Genomic DNA, 8,800 nt, shown 5'->3' with positions numbered 1-8,800 from the left:
AGGTCGAAGCGCACACCGGAGCGACCCGGCTCGGGCGTGCCGTCACCGGCGGCGATCACCGCGCTGCCCGGCGCGGCGGTCGGGGTGCTCGCGGCGGCCAACTCCTCGGCGAAGCCGGCCTCGGCCTGATCGGCCGTCTCGGCGGCGCGGACCAGCTTCAGCCGCAGCCAGGACCGTCGCGGCGACCCGGTGCCGGTGAACGCGTCGAACCGTTCCGCCACCGCGATGATCACACCGGGCACGTTCCAGGTCTTGCCCCACACCAACCGGACCAGTGGCGGTCGCAGCCAACCGTGCTCGGCGGTGGAGTTCTCCGCCAGCATCCACAACGGTCGGGTGAGCACCCGCACGTCGGTCGGCCGCAGTTGCGCCTCCACGAAGTCGACGTCGAAGAGCAGGTCCAGCACCAGCTCGGTACGGCCGCCGCCGGTGAAGACCAGCGGGTCGTCGGCCAGGCCGGACCCGGTGAGCTGACCACCGCCGGCACCCCGTTGGCGTACGCCGGCGAGCCGGGTCACCTGCACGGTCTCCGGGTTGAGCAGGCAGTCCACCCGAACGCCCGAGGAGTCGATGAGGAAGGCGACGCGTTCCATCAGTCGCCCGCCTGTTCCCGGTCCAGCCGGGTCAGCTGGGCGGTGTCCACTGCCGCGCCGGCGACCGACCACAGTGCGGTGTCGTCGGGCAGCGCCGGCCACGGGTCCAGCGCCGTCGCGTCGGCTCGGAACACCGGGCTCTCCGGCCCTCGCCCGCCGCCCGGATCGTGGTGCGCCGAGCCGATCCAGGCCACACCTGCGGGTCTCGCGACCTGGCCGTTGCGGTGTCCGGGTTGTTGTCCAGCTCGCTCGCCAGCCTGCTGCCCCGACCGTGCCCGATCGTCCGGAAGGGCCGGCCACAGGCCGCCACCAGTCACCGCCACGCCGCCACCAGTCACCGTCCCGCCGCCGGCTGACCCCCAGCCCGTGCCTGCCTCGCCCACAGCTGACCGCCCGTGCCGAGCCGCCGCCTGCTCCGGACTCGACCCGCCGACGTCGGCGGAGTCAGTCGTGGACCTTGGAAGGTAAGCGCCCCTGGAGGGGCCGAAATCTTCCAAGATCTCAGCGGGGGCGGTGTGGATTGGGGGGAGGGTTGGTTGCCCGAATCGGGGCAGCCGTCTCGTGTCGGCGGTCGGGGCGTCGTCCCGCGCCGGTCTTCTCGCGGCGACCCGCCGCAATGGCGGGCGCAGACGCCAACCGTCCAGCAGCCCGACCGGCGGACGTCGGTCCCCATCCGACGCGAGCGGTACCTCGGCGGTCATCGCGACCTCGGTGGCGTCGCTGCCGCCCCGTGGGCTGGCACCGCTGATGCCTGGGCTGCCGGACCGGTCGGCTGCGCTCGCTGTGAGCGCCGACCTCCCGGTACTGCCCGTCGAGTGCGACCCGTCCGGCCTTCCGCCCGCGGTCACCACATCCGGCCCCTCGACGCCGTACGCCGTGACCAGTGTTCCGTCGTCACCCGTGCCGTGCGTGGCGGACGCCGGGCGGCCACGCGCGTCGGGGTGCGCGGCCAGGTCAGGGCCGCTCATGTTGTTTGCACGGCCGGGCCCACCACCCCTGCCGGAGGCACGACGACCCACCGTGCCGGGGGCACGACGACCCACCGTGCCGGGGGCACGACGATCCATCGAGTCGGCGGGAAAGCCGGCGTCCTCCCCGGGCTGCGCCGGTCGGGCCACCGCGGTCCACCGGTCCGGACCGTCCTGATCGACCCGACCGGTCGATTGGTCCCGTCCGCCGTCCCGGGCTCCGGCCTCGGCGGTGCCGGTCGGGGACGGGTCCAGGTCGAGGTCGAGGTCGTGCAGCAGGCCGGGCGCGTGGGCGGCGACCAGGTCCAGCCAGTGCTGCGGAGGCTCCCCGAAACGGCGTGGTGTCGCCGAGGGCGTCTCCGACGGTGGCGGTGGGTGGCCGGGCTCGACCCGCCCGGCGAGGCGCTGCACCGCCCCGGCCGCCGAGCGCAGCCGGACGGCCAGCCAGCTACGCGGGCGTCGGCGCGGTGGCACCGCCGGTCTCCAGCTCCAGGCCCTCGTAGCGCAGGGTCAACGAGGCGATGGCGATCTCGTGGCTGAGGGTGTTGAGGTGCGCGCCGCGCCACCGGGTCGGCCAGGCGTCGATCAGGTTCCAGCGCAGCACCTCGGCCGTCCCGACCGAGTCGAGCAGCACCACGGAGACGTTGCGCCGGTTGAGGGTGCCCTGGGCGGTCGCGTTCACCCAGTCCCACAGCTCGCGGGAGGCGGTGAGGCCGAAGTGCAGCGTCACCGGCTCGTACTCGGCCTGACCGGGCACCATCCGCATCCGACCCAGGCCGTGCTCGCGGTACGGCTGCCCGGGGATGTTCACCTCCAGCCCGGTCATCTCGGTGAAGTGGCCGTTGGTGACGCCGTTGATGAGCAGCCGGAAGTTGTACGCCCGGTACGGGTCGACCGGGGCCCCGGGTTGCGGGGTGGCGGTGGTGGGCATGTCAGCCTCCGATCGTCTCGGTCTCGGTGCCGCCGGCCCACTGGCTCAGCTTGAACACCACGAACTCGGCGGGCTTGACGACCGCGATGCCGATGTGGGCGATCACCATGCCCGCGTCGCGGACGTCCGGCGGGTTGGTCTCCTCGTCGCACTTGACGAAGAACGCCTCCTCCGGGCTGCGGCCCAGCAGCGCGCCGTCCCGCCACACGCGGGTGAGGAACGCCCCGATGTCGCGCCGGATCGAGCGCCAGAGGGTGAAGTCGTTGGGCTCGAACACCATCCACCGGGTGCCGTTGGCGATGGCCTGCTCGATGGCGATGCTGAGGCGTCGGACGTTGAGGTAGCGCCACTCGCTGGCCTCGGCGGCGAGCGTACGGGCGCCCCAGACGCGGATGCCCTCGCCGGCGAAGTAGCGGATCACGTTGACGCCCTTCGGGTTGAGCACGTCGTGTTCCGGTCGGGTGACCAGGTAGCCCAGGTCGACGGCGCCGCGCACGGGTTCGTTGGCCGGGGCCTTGTGCACGCCGCGCAGGGCGTCGGTGCGGGCCCAGATGCCGGCCAGGTGCCCGCTCGGCGGGGTGAGTTCCAACTCTCCGCTGATCGGGTCGCGGACCCGCAGCCAGGGGTAGTAGAACGCGCCGAACTCGGACTGTCGCGGCCGGTACGCGGCACCCTCGTGACCGCCCGAGCCGCCCGGCTGGGCCGCGCCGCCGCCGGGACCGCCGGCCGCGCCCGTACCCTCGGCGGGCTTGGGGGGTTTGCCGGAGGACGGCGTGGCCACCCGGGTCAACGCGGAGATGTCATCGATGTCCGGCGCAGGGTCGCAGATCGCGACCATGGTGCGGGTGCGCTCGGCCATGCTGAGCAGTGCCTCGTGGGACACCACGTCGTGGAAACCGGGCGCGGCGATGATGGAGATCTCGTCGACGGCCTCCAGCAGTTGCAGGCCGCCGCGCCGCTGCCCGGTGCCGGTGATCGCGCCACCCTCGCCGACGTTAACCACCCAGCAGCGGGCGCCCCCGTTGTCCAGGAAGCCGAACACCGCCCGGGCCAGCGGGGTGCTCTCCACCCGCTCCCCACCGGCGAAGAGCCGCAGGAACTCCGTCCAGTTGTTGACCGGCACCGCCCTGCCCAGGTGGGCGGAGCGGTCCGGGGCGACGCCGACGAAGGCGGCGATGCTGGTGCTCGCCGGCCCGATCGGTCGGGCGCCGCTGGGGACCTCCTCGACATAGATGCCGGGGGAGAAGTAACTGGGCATCGGTCCTCCTGTGCGGGTGGGTGTCAGTGGGTCGGTGGCGCGCAGACGATGACGATGTCGTCCTCGGCGGGGTCGACGTCGGCGGTGAGGACGAGCCCGCGTCCGGTCAGCCGCAGCCGGACCGGGCTCGGGTGCTCGGGGTCGTGCGGGACGCCGACGATCTGGAACCGGCCCTGTGGGTCGGTGCGGGTGGCGGACCCGGTGCCGGGCAGTTCGACCCGCATCGCGGCCAGTGGCTGGTCCTGGGGGCCGACCACCCGTCCACTGAGGTTGCGCACGTCGAGTTGCCGTAGCCGCAGTGGTTGCAGCACCGGCGGCGCGGCCGGAGTCGGGTGGTCCACCTGCGCCGCCACGTCGATCAGCAGCGCCGGCCGGGGCGCCGTGCCGAACGCCGTCCACAGTGGCGCGTCACCGGCCTCCAGCACGACCGGGTAAATCCCGTCGCTGGTCGCGGCGGTGAGCACCCGGTCCAGCCGGGGCAGCCCGGCCGGCCCGGTCACGCAGAGCAGGTGGCGGACCGTGAACCGGTACGGTTCGCGGACCGCGCCGCTGGAGCGGGTCTGCCGGGCCGGGCGGAGCTCCATCGGCCAGAGGGTGAGCCCGTCGGCGTCGTCACACGCACGGGGCGGGCCGACCGGGACGGGTTCCCCCGCCGCGCTGGTCACCCAGGCGACCAGTTCGGCGGTGGCGGTCTCGATCGGTCCGCGCCCGTGGGTGCTCATCGCGGCGGCGTCCCCTGGATCCGGTAGGCGATGGCCTCGTTCCAGACGTGCGGGTAGACGCCGATCTCGAAGTACCTGGTGAAGCGGTTGATCGGCGCGTTGGTGTGGTCGTGGTAGAGCAGCCACACCGGCGCGATGGTGAACAGGATGTAGTTGGCCAGGACGAGGGGGATGTAGAGCGGCCCGAGCAGGCGACCCTGGAAGATGTGCACGTCCTCGTGCCGTTGGATGCCCGAGCTGGAGCCGGCGCAGACGGTGCCGATGGTGGTGGCGTACCGGGGTGAGACCCCCTCCACCACACTGACCCGACCGCTGCCCAGTGACGTGGGCCGGTCCAGTGAGTGCCCGAAGATCAGGTGCACGGTCAGGTAGATGGCGCCGACGACCGTGTTGAGCAGACTCCAGGTGTGGTCGACGACGAAGAGGAAGATGCCGCGGGCGTCCGAGGCGTACACCCCGGCGGAGGCCACCGACCAGCCGAAGACCGCGCCGACCACCAGGCCCACGACGGCGCCGATCAGCAGCCCGATCGGGCCACCGGCGAGGAAGCCGAGCAGGGCGCCGAAGCCGACCTGGATGGCCGCGCTGAGAATTCCGAAGACCATGACGACACCCCTCAGACCCAGGAACGGAAGACTCGGGGCTCACGACCCTGCGCAACCTGGGTCGGCGACGGCTGGGTCGCCTGCCGGTTGCCGGGCGGGAACTGGTTGACGCCGAGCGCGGCGGAGAAGATGACAAGCGCGTTGAAGAACGCGATGACCCACTTCTCGCCGCCGGCGTCGTCGGCGAACGCCGCTGTCAGGTAGGACAGCAGCAGCGCGATGGCGATGGCGATCCACTTGCGGAGTTTGTCGCCGCTCGGGCCGATCAGCCCGCCGATGACGTTGGTGGCCAGCAGGGTGGCGGCGCTCGCGCCGGCGATGGTCCCCAGGGCTGCCCAGGTGAAGAGATCGTTCATGACGATCCCCCTTTTCTGCGATGGTGCGACCGGGATGTGGTGGTGGTGAGGTCCGGTGCCCCGCGGGGAGCACCGGGGCCGGTCGCCGTCGTGTCGGGGGCGGCCGGGGCCGGGCGTGGCCGGCTGAGCCGGCCACCAGATAAATCAGCCGGGCCCCGGGGCGCCGGCGGGCGGGCCCGGCGGTGGGGTCGGACCGGGCGCGGCCGGCGCCGCGGGATGACGGCGGCGCACCAGGAGTACGCCCACCGCGGCGAGCACGAGCAGGAGGAGGACTCCGCCGACGACCAGCAGCCAGGGGAACCCGCCGTCGTCCTTCTCGGCGGCGGCCGGCGAGGTGGACGGTCGAGGTGGCGCCTCGGCCACGGCCCGCAGTTCGGCCGGCTTCTCCTGGTTGGGATCTACCTTCCAACTGACCGAACGACCGTTGACGGTGCCATTGCTGTCGATCACCCGGCCGGGAAATGTCACCGAGATCTCGAACGACATGAGCTTGAGGAACGCCTGTTGGTTTTGTGGGTTCTGCTCGGCAACCTTTCCGCCATATTTCTTGGGATCGAGCGGCAGGGTGAAGCGGTACAGGTCCCCGTCCCTGACCAGTTTCACGCTCTCGGTGTCGAAACCGGCCAGCGGCGCCTTCCGGTAACTGATCTGCGAGCCGTAGAAAGTGTCGTCCTGGTAAAGGGTCTCCTCGCCCGCCGGTAGGGCCGGGATGTTCTGCCGCAACTCCGCGAAGGCCAGCGGGATGTTCTTGTTCCGGGCGGTCAGCACGGACTTCTGGGCCGTCAGCAGGAGCTGCCCGTCGACCGTGTCGTCGGCGTTGACGGTCAACCCCATGTTGAGTTGCATGCAGCCGCTCAGCGCGGCGAGAAGAAGGAGGCACACCGCGACGCGGAGTGCCCTACCGCGGTTGACTCTCCTGTTCATGGGCTCAGTGTGTGTGATCGCTTTCATCATCAGCAGTCAGCGATCGGTCACAACGAAGTCGCCGATTGTACCGGCGCACTGTCGCCTTTGATTAGCTCCGACGACGACCCGAATGACTATTCTGGAGCTTTGGGGCAACGACGGTTCCACGTCGGCCGTAGGCTGGTCCGATGAGAATTGTCGCGTGCGTCCTGCTGGTAGACCTCGACGGGCAGCTGCTGTTGCAACTGCGCGACGGCGACGCGACGCACCACCCGAACGTGTGGGGGCTGCCCGGCGGCCACGGCGAGCCGGGAGAGACGCCGGAGCAGACCGCCGAGCGGGAGCTGTGGGAGGAGACCGGCCTGCGGGCCGACGGGCCACTGCACCCGGTCGCCGTGCAAACGCTGCCCGAGCTAAATCGGGTGAAGCACTACTTCCTCGGCAGCACCCGGGCCCGGCAGGAGGACGTGGTGCTCGGCGAGGGCGCGGCGATGCTCTTCGTCCCCGGTGCCGAGGTGCTCGACGGTCGTCCCTGGACGCCGGGCACCGTGGAGGTGTTGACCGAGTTCCTCGCCTCGGCGGAGTACGCCGCCCTGGCCACCGGCCGGATCACCGGGCCGGCTCAGCCCGCCGGCGGTCGCCAGTCCGCGTAGCGGGCCATGCTGCGCAGGGCCACCCGGCCCGGGATGAGCCGCAACGCGATCGTCCGCATCGCGAAGGCGATCGGGTTGTGCAGCTGCTGTCCGAACCGCCCAGCGACGTAGGAGGCCCGGGCAACGGACTGACTGCGTGGTCGACGCTGCGCGTCGTACGCGGCCAGGGCGGCCGGCACCTCCTCGGCGCCGCCGGCGCAGACCGCGCCGAGCACCACCGCGTCCTCGATGGCCTGCCCCGCACCCTGCCCGAGGTTGGGTGTCATCGGGTGGGCGGCGTCGCCGAGCAGCGCCACCCGGCCCCGCACGTACGAGGGCAGCGGCTCGGGCAGGTAGTGGATGTCGTTGCGCAGCACGACGTCGGGTGGGGTCGCCGCGAGAAGCGCCGGGATGGGGTCGTGCCAGTCGCCGAAGCGCTCCCGCACGGCCGCCAGCTCGTCGGGGGCGTGGCCGCCGGGCGGGGCGTTCAGCGCGCCGTACCAGTAGAGCTGGCCGTCGCCGATCGGCACCATGCCGAACTCGGATCCCGGCCCCCACGTGATGGCGGCCGGGATCGGGTCGGGAAACGCGATGGCCGCTCGCCACGTCGTCGATCCCGCGTACACCGGGCCGGGGTGGTGTGGCCAGAGCTGGGCGCGGACCCGGCTGCGCAGGCCGTCGGCGCCGACCACCAGATCGGCGCTGAGGGTGTGCCCGCCGTCCGGCCCCTGGTAGCGCACCTCGGCGCGGTCCGGGCCGGACTCGACGTGCTCCACCGTGGCGTTGGTGTGCAGGGACGAGGCGGGCAGGGCCTCGCGCAGGGTGCGGTGCAGCGTGGCCCGGTGCACGCCGAGCGCCGTGGTGCCCAGCTGCCGGACCATCTCCGAGGCGTCCACCCGGGACAGCCACCGCCCGTGCCGGTTGCGGATCCCGCCGGGTGCCTCGCCGTGTCCACCCTGGCGCAGGGCCGGGCCGAGGCCGAGGGCGTCCACCCCGCGCACGGCGTTGGCCATCAGGCTCAGGCCGGCGCCGACCTCGCGCATCTCGGGGGCGCGCTCCAGCACGGTGACCCGCCATCCGTGCCGGTGCAGGGCCAGCGCCGCGCTCAACCCGCCGATGCCGCCGCCCACCACCACCGCGTGTGAGTCGTCCATGTCGATCCTCCTTCTACACCTGTAGAAGAGCGATACTACCTCCGGACCACTGGACGGAGGGACTGCCATGACGGCGCGGGCGAACCGGATCGCGACGCTGACCGACGCCGCCATCGAACTGATCGCCGACGGTGGCATGCGAGCCCTGACCCACCGGGCGGTCGACGGCCGCGCCGGAATGCCCCCGGGCACCACCTCCGCGTACCTGCGGACCCGTCAGGCGCTGATCGAGGCGGTGGTGGGACGGCTCGCCGAACGGGACCGGGCCGACCTGGCCGCGTACGACCTGCCGACCGGCCCGCCACCGCCGACCCCCGCCCCCCGGCTCGACAGCGACGACCTCGACGCGCTCGCCAGCGGCGTCGCCGAGGTGCTCGACCGGTGGTTGAGCGTCGGACGCAGCCGGAGCCTCACCCGCTACGCCTGCCTGCTCGAGGCGGTGCACCGGCCCGAGCTGCGCGGCATCCTGCAGCACGGCACCGGCCTGCGGGTGCAGGCCCGGGACCTGCTGACCCGGGCCGGGGCCACCGACCCCGATCGGCAGGGCGACCAGTTCGTCGCGTTCGTGGACGGGCTGCTCTTCGACCGACTGGCCGGCGCCGGCGCGCTCAGCGCCCCACAGCCCGGCACCGCCGCCAGCCGCGCCGACCTGAGCGCCGCCGTCCGTACGCTGCT

General features: G+C 72.6%; 11 protein-coding genes. 2 read left to right on the top strand and 9 right to left on the bottom strand.

Annotated features, from left to right (window positions below):
- The 8 genes from PSH25_RS08325 to PSH25_RS08295 form a co-directional block, all read right to left on the bottom strand.
- On the bottom strand, window positions 1-593 hold a 593-nt coding region (locus PSH25_RS08325), incomplete at its 3' end, for a CIS tube protein (protein WP_238658438.1).
- Window positions 593-727, bottom strand: coding sequence for a hypothetical protein (locus PSH25_RS33610; RefSeq protein WP_258400865.1), 135 nt, complete (start codon window positions 725-727; stop codon window positions 593-595). The genes PSH25_RS33610 and PSH25_RS08325, both read right to left, overlap by 1 nt.
- A 1,282-nt stretch (window positions 728-2,009) precedes the next feature.
- On the bottom strand, window positions 2,010-2,492 hold the full coding sequence (locus PSH25_RS08320) for a phage tail protein (protein WP_030327509.1): 483 nt from the start codon (window positions 2,490-2,492) through the stop codon (window positions 2,010-2,012).
- A 1-nt stretch (window position 2,493) separates the two neighbouring features.
- A complete protein-coding gene (locus PSH25_RS08315; protein WP_238658437.1) occupies window positions 2,494-3,750 on the bottom strand; it encodes a phage tail sheath family protein in 1,257 nt (418 codons plus the stop codon).
- A gap of 23 nt (window positions 3,751-3,773) precedes the next feature.
- Window positions 3,774-4,472, bottom strand: a complete 699-nt coding sequence (locus tag PSH25_RS08310; RefSeq protein WP_238658436.1) for a carboxypeptidase-like regulatory domain-containing protein — start codon at window positions 4,470-4,472, stop codon at window positions 3,774-3,776.
- Entirely contained in the window at window positions 4,469-5,077 is a 609-nt protein-coding gene (locus PSH25_RS08305; RefSeq protein ID WP_238658435.1) for a glycine zipper family protein, read from the bottom strand. The genes PSH25_RS08310 and PSH25_RS08305 overlap by 4 nt, the downstream gene beginning before the upstream one ends.
- 11 nt (window positions 5,078-5,088) lie before the next feature.
- On the bottom strand, window positions 5,089-5,433 hold the full coding sequence (locus PSH25_RS08300; RefSeq protein ID WP_196923244.1) for a hypothetical protein: 345 nt from the start codon (window positions 5,431-5,433) through the stop codon (window positions 5,089-5,091).
- A gap of 144 nt (window positions 5,434-5,577) precedes the next feature.
- Window positions 5,578-6,357 (bottom strand): LppM family (lipo)protein, encoded by a 780-nt coding sequence (locus PSH25_RS08295; protein ID WP_238658434.1) that lies wholly within the window; start codon window positions 6,355-6,357, stop codon window positions 5,578-5,580.
- A gap of 170 nt (window positions 6,358-6,527) precedes the next feature.
- Between PSH25_RS08295 and PSH25_RS08290 the strand changes: the two genes are divergently transcribed.
- Window positions 6,528-6,992, top strand: a complete 465-nt coding sequence (locus PSH25_RS08290) for an NUDIX domain-containing protein (RefSeq protein WP_238658433.1) — start codon at window positions 6,528-6,530, stop codon at window positions 6,990-6,992.
- Here PSH25_RS08290 and PSH25_RS08285 read toward each other — a convergent pair.
- Window positions 6,962-8,125, bottom strand: a complete 1,164-nt coding sequence (locus PSH25_RS08285; RefSeq protein WP_238658432.1) for an FAD-dependent oxidoreductase — start codon at window positions 8,123-8,125, stop codon at window positions 6,962-6,964. The two genes, PSH25_RS08290 and PSH25_RS08285, sit on opposite strands and share 31 nt — an antisense overlap.
- Window positions 8,126-8,192: 67 nt before the next feature.
- On the opposite strand from PSH25_RS08285, the gene PSH25_RS08280 reads away from it, so the two are divergent.
- Window positions 8,193-8,800, top strand: a 608-nt coding sequence (locus PSH25_RS08280; protein ID WP_238658431.1) for a TetR/AcrR family transcriptional regulator, incomplete at its 3' end; no start/stop codon positions are given.

The organism is Micromonospora foliorum (assembly GCF_022229015.1).
GTDB classification, from domain to species: domain Bacteria; phylum Actinomycetota; class Actinomycetes; order Mycobacteriales; family Micromonosporaceae; genus Micromonospora; species Micromonospora foliorum.
The sequence above is the reverse complement of the archived record's forward strand: the minus strand, read 5'-3'. Positions and strand labels throughout refer to the sequence as shown.

Bases quoted from the DNA above. Each gene is read 5' to 3' on its own strand.
- PSH25_RS08320 (WP_030327509.1), bottom strand. From the start codon at position 2,492: ATGCCCACCACCGCCACCCCGCAACCCGGGGCCCCGGTCGACCCGTAC.
- PSH25_RS08315 (WP_238658437.1), bottom strand. From the start codon at position 3,750: ATGCCCAGTTACTTCTCCCCCGGCATCTATGTCGAGGAGGTCCCCAGC.
- PSH25_RS08310 (WP_238658436.1), bottom strand. From the start codon at position 4,472: ATGAGCACCCACGGGCGCGGACCGATCGAGACCGCCACCGCCGAACTG.
- PSH25_RS08305 (WP_238658435.1), bottom strand. From the start codon at position 5,077: ATGGTCTTCGGAATTCTCAGCGCGGCCATCCAGGTCGGCTTCGGCGCC.
- PSH25_RS08300 (WP_196923244.1), bottom strand. From the start codon at position 5,433: ATGAACGATCTCTTCACCTGGGCAGCCCTGGGGACCATCGCCGGCGCG.
- PSH25_RS08295 (WP_238658434.1), bottom strand. From the start codon at position 6,357: ATGAACAGGAGAGTCAACCGCGGTAGGGCACTCCGCGTCGCGGTGTGC.
- PSH25_RS08290 (WP_238658433.1), top strand. From the start codon at position 6,528: ATGAGAATTGTCGCGTGCGTCCTGCTGGTAGACCTCGACGGGCAGCTG.
- PSH25_RS08285 (WP_238658432.1), bottom strand. From the start codon at position 8,125: ATGGACGACTCACACGCGGTGGTGGTGGGCGGCGGCATCGGCGGGTTG.